The organism is Agaribacillus sp. DX54, from assembly GCF_056858335.1.
Genome location: NZ_JBXEQE010000055.1, coordinates 1 through 15,207 on the forward strand (window position 1 = coordinate 1; position 15,207 = coordinate 15,207).

19 protein-coding genes are annotated in these 15,207 nt (G+C 36.7%); 6 read left to right on the forward strand and 13 right to left on the reverse strand.

Going from position 1 to position 15,207, the window contains the following annotated elements; translation table 11 throughout:
• Window positions 1-239: tyrosine-type recombinase/integrase (locus AC04NP_RS29250; RefSeq protein WP_482863636.1), on the forward strand; the 239-nt coding region annotated here is incomplete at its 5' end.
• Window positions 240-271: 32 nt separating this feature from the next.
• Here AC04NP_RS29250 and AC04NP_RS29255 read toward each other — a convergent pair.
• The 4 genes from AC04NP_RS29255 to AC04NP_RS29270 all read right to left on the reverse strand — a co-directional run bounded on the left by AC04NP_RS29255 (window position 272) and on the right by AC04NP_RS29270 (window position 4,958).
• Window positions 272-691 (reverse strand): JAB domain-containing protein, encoded by a 420-nt coding sequence (locus AC04NP_RS29255; protein WP_482863637.1) that lies wholly within the window; start codon window positions 689-691, stop codon window positions 272-274.
• Window positions 688-1,272, reverse strand: a complete 585-nt coding sequence (locus AC04NP_RS29260; RefSeq protein WP_482863638.1) for a hypothetical protein — start codon at window positions 1,270-1,272, stop codon at window positions 688-690. Before AC04NP_RS29260 ends, AC04NP_RS29255 begins: the two co-directional genes overlap by 4 nt.
• A gap of 841 nt (window positions 1,273-2,113) precedes the next feature.
• Window positions 2,114-3,850 carry an ATP-dependent nuclease gene (locus AC04NP_RS29265; RefSeq protein ID WP_482863639.1) on the reverse strand — a complete coding sequence of 579 codons (1,737 nt, stop codon included), beginning with the start codon at window positions 3,848-3,850 and terminating at the stop codon, window positions 2,114-2,116.
• A 181-nt stretch (window positions 3,851-4,031) separates the two neighbouring features.
• On the reverse strand, window positions 4,032-4,958 hold the full coding sequence (locus tag AC04NP_RS29270; RefSeq protein WP_482863640.1) for a hypothetical protein: 927 nt from the start codon (window positions 4,956-4,958) through the stop codon (window positions 4,032-4,034).
• A 523-nt stretch (window positions 4,959-5,481) separates the two neighbouring features.
• Here AC04NP_RS29270 and AC04NP_RS29275 point away from each other — a divergent pair.
• From AC04NP_RS29275 to AC04NP_RS29295, 5 genes are all read left to right on the forward strand, one after another.
• Window positions 5,482-5,655: a hypothetical protein gene (locus AC04NP_RS29275; protein ID WP_482863641.1), complete on the forward strand. Its 174-nt coding sequence runs from the start codon at window positions 5,482-5,484 to the stop codon at window positions 5,653-5,655.
• Entirely contained in the window at window positions 5,642-6,016 is a 375-nt protein-coding gene (locus AC04NP_RS29280; RefSeq protein ID WP_482863642.1) for a type II toxin-antitoxin system VapC family toxin, read from the forward strand. The genes AC04NP_RS29275 and AC04NP_RS29280 overlap by 14 nt, the downstream gene beginning before the upstream one ends.
• A gap of 399 nt (window positions 6,017-6,415) precedes the next feature.
• Complete coding sequence (locus AC04NP_RS29285) at window positions 6,416-6,772, forward strand: helix-turn-helix domain-containing protein (protein WP_482863643.1); 357 nt, start codon at window positions 6,416-6,418, stop codon at window positions 6,770-6,772.
• Window positions 6,773-6,817: 45 nt separating this feature from the next.
• Complete coding sequence (locus tag AC04NP_RS29290) at window positions 6,818-7,084, forward strand: hypothetical protein (protein ID WP_482863644.1); 267 nt, start codon at window positions 6,818-6,820, stop codon at window positions 7,082-7,084.
• 36 nt (window positions 7,085-7,120) lie between these two features.
• Window positions 7,121-7,924: a site-specific integrase gene (locus AC04NP_RS29295; RefSeq protein ID WP_482863654.1), complete on the forward strand. Its 804-nt coding sequence runs from the start codon at window positions 7,121-7,123 to the stop codon at window positions 7,922-7,924.
• Here AC04NP_RS29295 and AC04NP_RS29300 read toward each other — a convergent pair.
• The 9 genes from AC04NP_RS29300 to AC04NP_RS29340 all read right to left on the reverse strand — a co-directional run.
• Window positions 7,851-8,225 carry an ATP-binding protein gene (locus AC04NP_RS29300; protein ID WP_482863645.1) on the reverse strand — a complete coding sequence of 125 codons (375 nt, stop codon included), beginning with the start codon at window positions 8,223-8,225 and terminating at the stop codon, window positions 7,851-7,853. The two genes, AC04NP_RS29295 and AC04NP_RS29300, sit on opposite strands and share 74 nt — an antisense overlap.
• Window positions 8,226-8,237: 12 nt before the next feature.
• The gene (locus AC04NP_RS29305; RefSeq protein ID WP_482863646.1) at window positions 8,238-8,483 is read right to left on the reverse strand and encodes a hypothetical protein; all 246 of its coding nucleotides are present in this window, start codon (window positions 8,481-8,483) and stop codon (window positions 8,238-8,240) included.
• A gap of 27 nt (window positions 8,484-8,510) precedes the next feature.
• A complete protein-coding gene (locus tag AC04NP_RS29310) occupies window positions 8,511-8,993 on the reverse strand; it encodes a hypothetical protein (RefSeq protein WP_482863647.1) in 483 nt (160 codons plus the stop codon).
• A complete protein-coding gene (locus tag AC04NP_RS29315) occupies window positions 8,957-9,310 on the reverse strand; it encodes a hypothetical protein (RefSeq protein WP_482863648.1) in 354 nt (117 codons plus the stop codon). Before AC04NP_RS29315 ends, AC04NP_RS29310 begins: the two co-directional genes overlap by 37 nt.
• Window positions 9,247-9,795, reverse strand: coding sequence for a hypothetical protein (locus tag AC04NP_RS29320; protein ID WP_482863649.1), 549 nt, complete (start codon window positions 9,793-9,795; stop codon window positions 9,247-9,249). Before AC04NP_RS29320 ends, AC04NP_RS29315 begins: the two co-directional genes overlap by 64 nt.
• A gap of 402 nt (window positions 9,796-10,197) precedes the next feature.
• Window positions 10,198-10,677, reverse strand: coding sequence for a hypothetical protein (locus tag AC04NP_RS29325; protein ID WP_482863650.1), 480 nt, complete (start codon window positions 10,675-10,677; stop codon window positions 10,198-10,200).
• A gap of 24 nt (window positions 10,678-10,701) precedes the next feature.
• Complete coding sequence (locus AC04NP_RS29330) at window positions 10,702-13,197, reverse strand: S8 family peptidase (RefSeq protein WP_482863651.1); 2,496 nt, start codon at window positions 13,195-13,197, stop codon at window positions 10,702-10,704.
• A 91-nt stretch (window positions 13,198-13,288) separates the two neighbouring features.
• Complete coding sequence (locus AC04NP_RS29335) at window positions 13,289-14,413, reverse strand: IS630 family transposase (RefSeq protein WP_482863652.1); 1,125 nt, start codon at window positions 14,411-14,413, stop codon at window positions 13,289-13,291.
• A 402-nt stretch (window positions 14,414-14,815) separates the two neighbouring features.
• Window positions 14,816-15,207, reverse strand: a 392-nt coding sequence (locus AC04NP_RS29340; protein ID WP_482863653.1) for a hypothetical protein, incomplete at its 5' end; no start/stop codon positions are given.

Consider the following 15,207-nt stretch of genomic DNA (forward strand, 5'->3'; position numbering starts at 1 on the left):
GAGAGTTTACTTTACACTTCCATTTGAAACTGGCACAGTGGGTAATGCAAGCTGGTATTACTAAAAAGATCACCTTTCATTGCTTCAGGCATACCTTTGCCACTTTACAATTATCTTTTGGTACCGATCTTTATACGGTTTCAAAGATGTTGGGGCATAAGAGTATTAAAACCACCGAGATTTATACTAAGGTGGTTGACCAGAAGAAAAAAGAAGCCATTCAAAGAATCAGACTATGATTTATAACACTTAGCCAGGTTGCTTTATTCTACTACAACAGCTTTTTATCGGCAAAACTGAGGTATTCTTTGGTTGAAATGATCAAATGATCAAGCACCTTGATTTCCAGGAATTTACTCCCATTTACCAGCTTTTTTGTCAAGTCAATATCTACCTTGCTGGGTTTTAAGTCGCCACTGGGATGATTATGAACCAAAATAACGCTTTCACATTTCTTGGCCACCGCAAAACTGAAAACCTCTACCGGTTTTACAATTATCTTACTAACAGAACCAAGTGCTACCAGTTCAATATAGGCTATTACATTGTTTACATTTAATCCAACCACCCAAAAATGCTCTTTTTGCCTGCTCAGCCTATTTTCCCTTTTTAATACCTCCCTCATAATGGAAAAGACATCTTCCGAATTGGCGACCTTAATTTTTTGCTCTTTGGTGAGTTTTACATTCATGGTGATTTTTTATGTTGCAATATTTCCTTGAAAATAAAAAAGAAATTTAAAAGCCCTAAAAATTCCTCGCTCCCGGTATAGTTTTCCTTTTCTGTGCAAAGAGTAACGAACCGAATCCATTGATCAATATCGTTGATAATGTATTCAGGGTCAAAAAGGTTATAAATAAAATATAATAATTTTTCAATGAAATTTCCTTGGTCGTTGGAAGATTGGAGCACTTCCTTGAAAGTAAACAAAAAAAACAAAACGTCTGAATATTCCGAATTTTCAATCCGATGTTCTTCTTCAGTGTTTAGGCTAACAAGTTTAATCCATTCATCCATGGATTGGACAAGGTGCATATTACCACCGTAAACATCATTTATCACTGCCAGGAACCTCTTGGCAAGTTTAATTCGTTTTTTGGGAATGGCTACATAATTACCTTTTTTTCTTTCTTCCAGGAGATGCCCAATGTTTATACCAGATAATAAATCCTGTAAAGTCGTACCAAATTCATTTTGTTGATGGATAACATCCTGATAGGTAACATAATTTACCATTGTGGATTTTTCGAGTTCATTAATTTTTGTTTTCATAATAAAATAAATAAGCGTGGAACTTAAATTTATCCGTCCTAAGGTACTGGTATACCCGCATCGTAATAAACCAAGCCCACGCCGTAACCGGGCGCTAGCCCATTTTCTCACGATGCAAAAAATTACCAGTTTTTAGGAACAAGAAAATAGCTAATGCTATATTTTCAATATGTTTTTATTCTGTTTTTTCGATAGTCAGCTCTTTGGTTAGTTTAAATTTAATGAGGAAAGGTCATATTTAATAGGGATTAGAAAAAATAGTGCAAAAGTTAAAATGATCTTACTACCTACTATTTGGCACATATCTATTTGGTCTTGTGGCATTTATGTGTAGTAGGATTATATATTATTTGGTTACTACCATCTTACTACTTACTACTGTTTAGAAGGCAAGCTAATATGTCTAGGGGTAGTAGGTAGTAATAGTAGTATGTTACTTTTTAATTAAGATTAATTTTATTCCCTTTGGTTTTTTACTTGTAGTTTAAAAGGAATTTTATATCCGGCTCCTATCAAGGCCGTAAGAAGTTTTCATTAAAAGGTATTGCCGCAGGTGTCTTTGCAAGATGTGTTTTTGTATTCGCAAAACTAAGGTTTTGCTGATACTAAAACTTACTTGCCCAATTTCTTGGGAGTGGAAAAATGTCGCAACTTTAAAAATTATTTTGATTAGTGAAAATGTATTGACAAATGAGTAGTACCATTGTTACATTTATGCAACAAGGTAATTGTTTTACCTTATTGATTTGATTTATTACATTTGCTAATTGATCAAAATCCTCACCTATAACGTAATAATTGTCTTTATAAGGTCAAGCCCATAACATTTGTCCTATCACTTTCAAAGTTGCTGCTTATTTTCGATTTTAATGAGTACAATTTTCATCTCCTCAGATATCTCTTTTGCCTTTAATTCTTGAGCTAACTTGATCGGATTTATTGAGACATTATATTTTTCATTAGTCCAGGCACCGATCTTCTTAATTAGTGCTTTTCCTGATACTACTTGTAATTTATTCTCCCATGACTTGGAAACACACTCTTCAGCTTTTTGCCGAGCGGTACTGGGCTCAAGAAAATTGCCTTTACGCCTTTGGCTAACATGAATCCGATCCATCACATGATCGATAAATTCTTGTTTTAGTTCTTCACAACATTTATCAATTTTTTTAATTATCTGATCGTTTAAAATTTCACATCCACTTTCTCTCAGAATTATTCTTTTTATTGCACCCGGAACAATTAAATAGTTTTCTATTTCTTTCCTTTTCCATATCTTCAAATTAATACCATTCTTCTTTGCTTCATCATACCTCACAGAAATCTCATCCTCACTATAATAGTCGCTATCCAAAATGCAATAAGTTATAATATTTTCGTCACCCGCATTCTTCAGCATTAGTTTTGAGCCAACAGCCCTGCTCCAGCCACCCCACCCGCCTATTGACATTTGAGGAATAGCATCAAGTGGCTCCTTGCTATTTTCGAAAAGCGTATTTTGCATTCTCTTAAGAATATCAACATCTTTACCTTCAACAATTAAGAACTTTTTTGCCGACCATAATCTGGCCAAGGCGATATTATGAATACTCCCAATATTCAATAAAACCTTTTGAACGGCATTAAAATCAGACGCAAAAATTGATTTTTGTTTCTTTCGGTCTATTACAAGAATGTTCTCTGGTTCTACCTCCGACATTATTTCAATAGAATGCGTTGCAATTAGAACTTGCTGAAACTCATTTCGAAGTAGCCTGATTAGTTTTCTTTGTAGGTCAGCATGCATATAAACGTCAGGTTCGTCCAGTATTACCGTTGAGGTAGGCTTGCATCGTGCCAAAAACCACATAGTTTGCATCCACATTTGAAGCCCATGTCCCATATAACCAATCTCAGTAGTGAATATCTCTTCCTGCACGAGTAAATATGGTTTTTTTTCTTCAATTCGATTTCCGGAATTGTACTCCACTATCCTCAGTCCTTCCCATGTATCTTCGATAAGCCGCTTAAATTTTGGATAATGCTGTTTTAAATAATTCAGTTGATTTCTAAAATGCCTTGAAGAAGTTGGTGAATCTACATTTAGTTTCACATAATCTTCATTTAAAACTTTCTCATCTGGAATTAATGGAGAAATTTGTGGAAGAATGTTAATAGTAGGCAAATCAAGCTCATTTATTTTGTTTCTATGGCACACTTTTCCCCTCTCATCGAATAATACGGCATGAAATTTCTTTTCTCCTCCAAAATAAATTTTGACCTTAGTACTATTAGTAAACTCAGCGGTGATGATTGCTGGAGGATCACCATATGAGTAGTAAATATTGTCGTACGAAAAATCTATTCTAAGCAGTGATGGTGAAACGCCGGAATTGATCAATGGTATTTCGAGCCACTCTGGCACGTTTCGATATGGTGCAGTTTTGTATTTGTTGGTAACAAGCGACACGAGACGTAATGCCTCAATTAAAGTCGACTTGCCTGCATTATTTTTTCCAACGACAATCGTTAAATCACGAAGATCAATTTCATGTTCATTGTATCCTCTGTAATTCTCTAATTTAAGTTTGTTTAACATTTAGGTTTTCCATAACAATAGCATTTAGAAATAATATCTATTGCCACCATCTATCTTTTACCTTCACCTTTAAATTTAAGAAATAAATCCTAAATGATCTTATTACTAAATATTTATAATGTTTACAATTAAGAACATTTTCTTTCTTTTCTCATGGATGGAAATAGTTAGTTTATATAATTCACCTATTCTTGTAATTTTTCCAAATCTCGTTTATTGAATTTTTATCTAATTCATTCTTGATATCAATAATAGCTTTCTGAGAATATCTGTCATGACTCATATTTCCAATAGTTATTCTTTTAAAACATTCAGGGTTTGATTTCAAATTCAAATGATGAATTACAGCAGTAGTCTTAGTACCTGTTAATCCAACTTTATTTGCCAATTGATCTCTTCCTAAATTATAATAGTCAAGCTCATTAACTCTTTTCAATGCTACCACATGAGCTCCGGGAGTTCCTTCCGGGACAACTTGAACTGGAACTCCTTCTTTTCTTGATATTCTTAAATCTAAAGATGGTCCATATCCATTCGTGGTAAAATTCAACGTCGAAACGCCTGGAAAGAGTTGAGAAATATTTCCCCCTTTTTCTAAAGTTTTAAGTATTTTCTTCAATTCCCCATCTGATGGCTGTATGTTATTACCCTGTACTGCATTTTCCATTATTGCTAACGATCGTAATTTTTCGATTGCTTCTAAATTCTTTCTTTTAGTTGGTCCAAGCAATTTCTTTATGTCCTGCACCTCATTAGCGAAAAAAGCATGGATATCCGTAGGCGGTGTGGTAGATAATGGAAGAACACGCACTGGTAAATGTACCTTTAAATCAATTTTAAAAACACGCCCAACAATATCTCTAAATAGAGTTAAACCCGATTGAGCTTGAAAATATAAATGTTGTTCTGAAATTTCCAATGTGTAATGCTGTGCAGCATCTCTTAAGCCATTTAAGGTTTGGAGGGTCAAAACTTCATCTTCATTTAAAAACTTAAGTTCACCTTCACTAAAAGCTTTACGGACACAAAACTCAAATCCGATGGTTTGAGATGCTCGCTTTTCTTTAATCTTACCACCAAGATGAAGAATTGAAGCTTTTAGCAACATTTCAAATGAATGGTCTCATAATTAAAACCCCATGCACTCTGGCGGTGTCATTTGGTCGATTGAACAATTCAATACTTAAGACCAACGAATCAATAGATTTGTGATATAGATGTTTTACTTCTTTCTTCATTTGATTCAATCATTTCCGTCACTTTTAAAATATTTCAGAGGATGACCACGAGATTTATTTCATATAACATTTTAGAGCTTAAAAATCTAGTTGTGGTCTTACCAGAAATTAAGCATTTATCATTTGTATAATTAACTTTCACCAATACAATAATTTATAAGTTGATAAACTCGAATATAATATTTAATTCTTATTACATGGATTCTGCAAAGGCCTTATCGCTATTAAATGAATTTACATCAAAATCGAAAAAAGTTGAATAAAATGAGAGAATTTATTAGGCAATGTAACCTGTCCAAAAATCAGGCTTGTTTATAAAATCAGATAAATATATCAGCCTTTAAAATTGCAAACCCCACGAAATCGTTATCTTTGAATAAAAAATATAAACTTATGGTAACCATATTAAAATCAGGAGCAGGTAAGCGTGCCATACAATCGGTGTTAAAAAAGCTGCGAGAACGAAGTCCAAAAAAGGGTCTCGATGCTTATAAATATTGTGGTACGGTAAAATTCAAAGAGGATGGCTTAACCTTGCAAAAACGTTGGCGGGATGAGTGGGAATAAGTTATTCTTAGATACCAATATCATTGTTTATTTTTTATCCGGTGACAAAACAATTGCGGAACTCTTAGATAAAAAGACAGTTTACGCTTCTTTCATCACCCAGTTGGAATTATTAAGTTATTCCGAGCTAACGAAGCAAGAAGAGTCAAGAATATCCAATTTTTTATCGGAATGCGTTATTATTGATGTTAACCTTTCGATCAAAACCGAAACCATCAGGCTGCGAAAAAAATATAAATTAAAGCTACCTGACAGCATAATCATGGCCAGCGCTTTGCACCTGGATCTCCCCATAATAACTTCGGATAAAGGTTTTAAGAAAGTGTCGGAGTTAGAGACTGTTTATTACGAGAAATCGTAGGGAAGAATAGTCTATTTTTAATGATTCCGCTCTGCCAAAAGGATTTTCAAAAGTTAAAATGTAATTTGTACCCCCATCCACGCAACCCACTGAAAATCAATACATAAAATATCCTGTATTGGGAAGTAGATTGATGTTAAAATCAATAATTACTAATAAAAATTCATAAAAATAGCATTCTATTACGCTTACAGGCACATTTTGAATTCCTCAATTTTAAGCACATTCTATCGATTTTAGTTGGATTTTTGTACCTCGCGGTATCTTCAATTATGAGGTACAACCAGGCATTGTTTGGAAGAAATTATGAAACGTTTTGAAACAATTGGAAACGTTGTTAAACTGCTCGAAACAATTTGAAAAAGGTACAAATTACTAATCGAAAATAAATGACTGATTATGAGCTCAAATATCTTTGTACAACGCATATGTGAAGAATGTGGTAATGAATTTACAGCCCGTACCACAGTGACCCGGTTTTGCGGGGATCGTTGTGCCAAACGCGCCTGTAAGAAGCGAATACGGAATGCCAAAATTGAGCAAAGCAATAAAGAAACAGTGATGAAAGTCGCTACCAAAGTAAGTGCTGTTCAAAACAAAGATTATCTGAGTGTTCAGGATGTTTGTTCGCTGATCGGTATAAGCCGAACCACACTGTGGCGACTATTAAAGGATAACCGGATTCACAGTAAAAAATTAGGAAGGAAACACATTTTTACCAGAGATCAAATCGACCAATTCATAAGTGGCTTATGAGAAAGCTTACCAGAAAAGTAACCTTAAGGGAAAAAAAATTAAAATATGGCCGGCGAAGTCTTTACCTGGACATATACCCACCCTACTTCAATGCCCATACCGGAAAACACAGCCAAGCGGGAGTTTTTGAATATCCATATTTATGACAATCCGAAATGTGCATCGGAAAAGGAGTTTAACAAGGTAGCAAGAGCCAAAGCCAATGTTATCAGGGCAGAAAGGACATTGCAATTTCTTAATGATCATTTCGAGCTCACCGATAGGTCAGCAGCGAAAAAATCTTTTTTCGCATATTTCGAACTGAAAGCCTAAGAACTGCAACAATCGTCAGGGAATTATGGTAACTGGATCAGTGCCTATAATCACTTAAAACTATTTACTCATGGACGTTGTACTTTTGGGCAGGTAGATGAAAATTTTTGCAAAGCGTTTAAAGAATATCTGTCCGTAGCTTCGTCAATAAAAAGCCCAACACCTTTATCTGTTAATTCCCAAATCTCCTATTTTAACAAATTTAAAGCTGCCTGTAAAGAAGCCGCCCAGGAAAGACTATTTGCATCTGATCCCAGTGAATACGTAAAAGCCATCCAACCCGAAGAAAGTCAACGGGAATTCCTGAAAATGGAAGAATTGAAGAAATTGTTTAAAACTCCGTGTAATCCGCCGGTTCTTAAAAAAGCCGCTATCTTCTCCGCCCTCACTGGCCTAAGCTGGTCAGACATTGAAAAACTCACCTGGGAGGAAGCTCAACATTCAGAATTAAAAGGCTACTTTATACGCTTCCGTCAACAAAAAACCAAAGGTGCTGAAACACTACCCATTTCCGAGCAAGCATACCAACAAATGGGAGAAAGACAAGCGCCACACCTGCAGGTCTTTCAAGGCCTTAAATATTCCGCTCAGAACAATTTGAAACTGGCACAGTGGGTGATGCAAGCTGGCATTACTAAAAAGATTACCTTTCATTGTTTCAGGCATACATTTGCCACTTTACAATTATCTTTTGGTACCGATCTTTATACGGTTTCAAAGATGTTGGGGCACAAGAGTATTAAGACCACAGAGATTTATACTAAGGTCATTGATCAAAACAAAGCCCCGCCGCGATGTAGGTCTTGCCGGTGCCCGAAGGGCCCATTAGCACGATATTAAAATTTTGCTCCAGCCATTTTAGCTCCCGCAGTTGGTTGAGTTGCTTTTTACCAAGACCGTTCTCAAAGGAGTGGTCATACAATGCCAGGTTGTATTGCCTGGGCAGCCGCGCCCTTTTTGTTCTTCGTTCCAGTTCTTTTTGTTTTCTGTGACTCATGTCGGATTCCATCAGGTTTTTAACAAGATCCAGGTAGCTGAGCTGATTTTGCTCAGCCTCCGCTACCAGTTGGTCAAAATTAGTCGATAATGCTGATAATCTCAATTTTGCACAATAGGACTTGATCTGTTCTGTTTTTGTCATAATTAATTGTATTTAGCGATTAAAAGTATTTTCATAGTCGTCCAGGTTACTTTTTTCAGGGGTTTGGGAGGCTTTTTCCAGGCTTTTTTTGTCCAGCAGTTGAATGGTGGTTTTGTCTTTTGGTGCTGGTCCGCCCTGCTCCAGGAAAAAAACAGTATAGAACTGTTCAAAGTCTATGGCATTAAAGACCTGGTTTTTCAGGCAAAATGCCAGGGATTTATCTGCTACCTGGGCATTCCCACTCCTGACAGCCCTCAAAATAGCCTGTACCTGATCCCAGATATATCAGGGATAAGCTTCCCGTAGCTGATTGAGGTAGGCCCAAGCATTTATTTTATCGGTGAAATGTCCGCAGGTGTCCTGCATCAGCTTTTCAATAGACAGAGAATGGTCCCTTTTATGGTTGGTGTTGATGACTTTTTTTCCGGCACCTTCCGGTATTTTATGCCTGCAGATATGTTCCCAGGTCAGGTTGTAGATAAACAGATGGCTATCCTGCTCTTTGATCAAGACAAAACTGTCAGCCCCCTTGTAAACTGCTGTGGGTACAGCATAAAAATTGCCCCTGTAATTGACTGTCCGGTCCTTTCTGACCAGATACTGCATTTCCTTTTCACGGTTATCCTCCATGGGTAATGGCTTATAGGTGCTTAGATAACATTGCTCGGTATGGAAAGCTTCAAGCGGGCTTATTTTGGTCACATGATGTTTGAGGTAATTGGCTGTTCTAATCAGCCAGGCCAAAGCTTCATCGTTGAGGGTTTCCAAATCGGTGTAAGGGCGGTTATACAAAAAATTCTTCTTGACATACTGTATAACACTTTTCCCTTGCTCTCCGGGTCAGCCTTCCTGCAGAAATACAACTTGTACCCCCAGGCCTTCACATATTGGGAGAAGTCCGAGGTAAGCAGCAGTTGGCCCAGGTTTTCATCTACCAGCAGGGTACGATCCTGATCATAAACCACTACTTCAGGGATGCCCCTGAAATACCCGAATGCCTGCTCATGGGCCTGGCAAACGGTCATAGCAGTAAAGGCCTTCTCTGAGAAAAGGATAAACTTGTACCTGCTCCTGGACAGCACCATGGCAAAAAACCAAACTCTTTTCTTACCGCCCGAAGTAAGCCGCTGTTGTATTGCCCAAAATCTACCTGGGCCTGATGGCCAAACGGCAGCTCCTCTACAGGAAAATAATCTCTCTGGGAGGGCACTACCGGAAGGTTGTGCTTGCCACGTACATACATGACAAAATTGTAGACAGTGCGCGTACTCACTTTGGGCAAGTCAGCATAGCGCTCTTTTAGCCAGTCAAACATTTGAGCGGTTGAAGTATCTGCAAAGGCTTCCAGTTTTGACTTTACAAAATCTTCATAAGGGGAAAGCTTTTTAGCACGATCCTGACCGCGTAACAGAAAGCGTTCATACGCCTGTTGGTCCATGGCCAGTCTTTTTTCTACGGTTCTTCTATCAATCCCCAGATACCTCCCTATTCGGGCCGCTTTGAAGCCTAATCGTGATAAACGGTGAATTTCATGATACATCATCCAGTTGTTTAAGTCCTTATTGGTCATGCCTGCAATATTTTAACTGTTAAAAACTGCAGAGATAATCAAAATTGAGTTACAGTTAGGGGGCTTTGGCCCATGGGCCAAAGCCCCCTAACTGTAACTGGAAATGTACATTTCTATTTTCCGAAATCAGTACATTCAAACTTGCCGATTACTGTACATATTTATTTTCTGATAACAAGAGTGAATTTTATTATTTGTTGAGGCTTTCATTTTAAATGCTAGCTAATGTTTAGTATAAGAATAGTAGCCGGTTTAATAGTAATATCAACTTATAAGAAAGTTGAAGCGTGCTAAGTACCTCTAATTTACTAATGACATGGTTATTATTTTTATACATTGATAGGCTTAGTTAAGCTAATCTGATTTTAGACAGATTTTATATACATTTTCATAAATAGTTATTTAACAAGGTCTGTAAGAAAAATTCACTCTAAACTTTGCCACCTTAGCTTTTTTAAACAAATTGTTTAAATGATAGGTTCCCGAGTGGTTTTTCCTTTGGCTATTACATACATTGTCGAAGGGAGTAGAGAAAGTATCAATATCGGTTCCAGGTCTTGTAGTAAAACTGTTATGAAAGGTGGTGTTTACCTTGGATTTGTCGCTATACAGATTCCACTTGTAAGAAGTCGTACCAAAGCTCACAGTTGCTTTATCGTTTGAATTGAGCTTAATTAAAACATCATGAATGGTCATATATTTTACTCCTGTTGATCGACTTACCACATTAAACGTTCCATAATCCCAAATTTTTTCTTCTTCATTAAATTTAGGTTTGTCCAGCGGTATGAGCTCGATATTCTTTGATGGAGTATCAATAGAGAGTTCGATTTCTTGGTTTTTCATATAAGTTATTTTTGATAATTGTTGATTATTTTTCATTTTGTAAAATTTTCTTTTTAGGTTTCAATATAAAGCAGTATTAGATCTAGGGATGCTAATAAGCATAGGGTGATATCCCGAAGGCATACTCCAAGGGATACCTGGGTTGAACCATCCTTGAAAGGTGGATTGCTGAAAGAGTTCATTCAAACTTTTACCAATACCACCAGCACCTGCTTGTCCTACGGAGCAGTCAAAATAAGATGAAGTAACAACAAAATCTCGCCCACGCCCCAACAGTCCCCCACTGTATTTTTTACTCCTTACCTCGCAAAGTGAATAGGATTTATCTACCATACTTCTATTAATTTGCCCTACTAATCCCCCCGATGTAAATCTTTGAGCGGTTACCGTTCCTTGAGAGTAATTATTGGTGAATTCACTGTATCTGCTATATGCGGCTATACCGCCTAAGGTGTCTTTCCCTTGAACTCTAATGTTTGCATAATTTTCGTTTATTTTCGATTCGCTAATGCGGCCCGTAAGTCCTCCTGCGGTGCTTCCTGTAATTTCGGCTTGTACATGATTTCGGTAGAATTCTGTACCAAGATTAGCGCTTCCTGTAAGTCCACCTATCCGATGACTTCCTTCAACATAACCCTCAAAATAGCAGTTTACGATTTTGCCACCTTCAGTATACCCAATGAGACCTCCCACCTGTTGCTCCCCTGTAATTTGGCCTTGGATTTGAACATTGTTAACGATAGCTCCCTTAGATTGAGATGCTAGTATACCTGAGTTAGTACCTGTTGTGACTTCAGCATTCATAAACTTCAAATTAATAATAGACGCATTTGACTCTAGATTTCTGAAAAGCCCTCCAGGCCCATTGGAATTCATTTTATAGTTATAGATAGTGAAGTTTTGTCCTGAAAGTTTCCCATCGAATTTTTTAAAAATTTGATTAGAGTGAACACCGCCGCTTTGGAAATTCCAGTCAATATCATTCATTATTATGAAGTACTTGTCTAAATCTTGATCTCTAATATTTGTTAGTTGTTTAGCGGTCGTAATTTTGAAGGCTTTATCCCAAGACGTACCATCCACTCCAGAATCTCCTGAGTTGGCATAGGGATAACGATAAAGACGAGCTTGCCCATTCACAATTTCATTTCGATATGGTCTTCCGTCTGGAAGTAAAAAATCGTTAGGTTTAAATAGAGATTTGTAAACATTGAGTTTTTTCCCTTTATATACTTTTGTTTCTAATGCTTTAATGCGTTCAGCACCATAGAATAATCGTTTATTTATGGCAATATTGTCTTCTTGAGGATAAAGTGAACGAATCAAGGCAGCTGTGCCTGCCACATGTGGAGCGGCCATTGACGTTCCACTTTTATAGCCATAACGGTTTCCAGGCATGGTAGAATATATTTGAGTACCAGGTGCTGATAGTGCCACAATTTTTGAAACCCAAAGATTAACGGTTTGAAAATTGGAATAAGAAGCCAAAGTTTTATCTTCATCAGTAGCAGCAATAGCCAAAACAAAGGGTAAAGCGGCTGGGTAAACAGGTGTTACTCCTAAGTCTTTACTGTCGTTACCAGCAGCAGCAACCATGTATATGCCTTTGTTATGTGCCTTTAGCACCATGTCATATACCGTTTGACTGTAGACTTCTGATCTTAGAGACATATTAATAATGTGAGCTCCATTTTCTGTAGCATATTCTATACCCTTCGCCACTGCAAAACTACTTCCTGTAATTCCTTCTGAATATTTTAAAACCATTAATTTACTTTGAGGAGCCACCCCAATCATATCTACTTGTGAGTTTGTTCTAGCTGCAATGATTCCTGATACATGGGTACCGTGCGATTCGTAATCATATATATTGGTATTGTTGGAAGCAAAATTATAGCCATTAGCATCATCGATATAGCCGTTGTTATCATCATCTATTTGATTGTTGGGTATTTCATCCGTATTTTTCCAAAGTGCCCCATTAAATGCTTTATGATAAGTGTCAATGCCAGAATCTATGACCCCTACTATCACAGTATTGATGGGAAGTCTACCTGATTTAAATCTAGAAATAGATTCTAATATATCCGACTCTTGTAAACACCATTGTTGAGGGTTGAAATTAGTATAAAATTGATTCTGTGGGAAGAAATTTATACTTTGAAATTGAGCTTTGGAAGGTACACTATTTTCTTTTTTTTTTGACTCGGAATGCACAGAATTGATCTTTCGGGTGGCTAAAACATAGGGAGAATTTTCCTCGGCATACTCGGTTATGCTAAGATTGTCTAAACTATTAATATTCAATTTGATTTGTTCTAACTTTTCGCCCTCTAGAAATTCAAAAAGATAAATAGGTTCAGTTTTAAGGGAATCAATCAGTTTTAGGTTATGCGCTTCATTACTACCTATAAAATCTTTAAGTTGTTCTGAAAATTGGAGTTTTACAATTACCTGTCTCTTAAAGTTAAGATCCCGTTTATCACCTGCCTTATCACAGGCGATAAGGATAACGGTTAAAAACAATACCGTTAACCATAACTTGTTCTTTTTCATATTTGGTATATCTTGATTTGACATCTAACTAAGCCTAACAATTGCATAAACGCCACTAGTATATCGTTTCATTAATTTATTTACAATATTATTAGCCGTTAAATTGAAACTTATTCCATCTGTGAACCACAGGTTTTGTATTGATTTCGTCAATTCCCTGCATTATTCTTTCTTTTAATTCGGTGATTGATTCCACCCGGATTCCTTTGAGAAATGTTCTTGCCATTTTACCAAACAAGGTTTCCACTAAATTAAGCCAGGAGCCATGTTTAGGAGTATGGACATACTGGAATCTGTTGGGATTATCTTTCAGATAACTCATCGTTTCCTTGGAAATATGTGAGGAGTGATTATCCAGGATGATCCGTATGATTTTGTCTGATGGGTAGTAGTTGTCAATTTCCTTTAATAAGGCAATAAACTCCCTGCTTCTGTGTTTTCTGTGAACCTGGGCAATGACATGTCCGTCATGCAGATCAAGCGCTGCCAATATGGAAAGTGTTCCCAGTCGCTTGTATTCATAATCCCTGGACCATGTTTTACTTTTCCCCTTCCTGGGCGGAAGATCAGGGGCTATATTTTTTAGGGCCTGCAACCCAGGTTTTCCATCCACTGACAGGGTAATGATGTCTGATTCCTCCTCTTTCTGATTTTGTAAACTGACCTCTTTGTAGACCACTAAAACCGCTGCCATCTTTTTATCAAATTCCGGATCACGTTTCTCCAGATAATAATGCATCTTGTGAGGCTGTAAGTGATGCGCATGTAAAATCCTGTAAACCGTAGCTTTTGCCGCTTTTTCCAAACACTTGTGCCCTGATCCTGCCGCATGTGCTCTCAGGTGAGCAGCCAGCGAGGAATAACTCCACATTTCTGCCGCATAACCGTGATCTTTTGGTTTGGTGCAGGCCAGATTTATCACCCACAGTTTTGATTCTTCGGTAATAACCGGTGCTTTGGGACGATGATACTTGTCCTTTAAACCAACATCCAATCCTCCTGCCAGGGCTTTATCTATACACTTATAAATACTGGGTCTTGACAAACCCACCTGACGTTGAATCTCTGAAATACTCACATTCTGATGGTAGAGAAGCAAGGTCTTTGACCGCTGAACTTCCTGTTTGGACAGGGTGCGGGAGTTGCTCTTTTGCCGCAATTTGTCAATCTCTTCCTTTGAGAGTTTCAATTTTGGTCTTTTCGTGGTTAATCCCATATTTACAATAAAAAGGTTTTGTAAATATAAAAGTTATTCGTAAATATTTTATTGAAACTTTATACTATTGGCGTTTATATGCTAGTTAATGTAGCAGATATATTCCACAAGTGATCTTTATATTCTTTGTAGGTAATGGTATATTTGTCAAATTCAACTTTTTTGTTTACTACATGAGTTAGGACCGATTTAGTTTATCAATATTTGTGATCTAACAAATATTGAATGTAACCTGAGCTTGGCAAACTTTCGAATAAATTGTATCAATATTTCGTTAAATAGTTTTGTTTAAATTGCAATTTCAAAAAACCAACTACCTCAAAAAATACCCAACCTTTGGTATTTTTCACTCCCTCTCCCCCAAATAATTACAAAAATCCTACTTTTACCATAATTGGCAACCTATAATTTAACTAACAAGAGATTTCCGTCAATTCTCTTTGCTGTTATCTCTGAGAGCTTAAGTTTCTGAGGATTGTAGTGGAAATTCTGAATATATTTTTTGCATTCACATTTTGAATAAAATAATACATATGCCAAAAAAATGTTGATACCATTCAAATTATGAGGAAAATTAACACCCAGTCCTACGATGTAGTCATTATTTCCTTCAGAGTTCTCACTTTCTGGATTGGGGTAGCTTAATAAATTCACAACGGCTTGTTCACCATTGTGTAAAGCAAATCTTGAATCATGTAAAAGCACCATAATACACAAAATTATTTCATTTTGACTATTAAGAATTATTTGGTCAAAGTCACTTTCGATTTCCAGAAATGATGCAACTTCCTTAA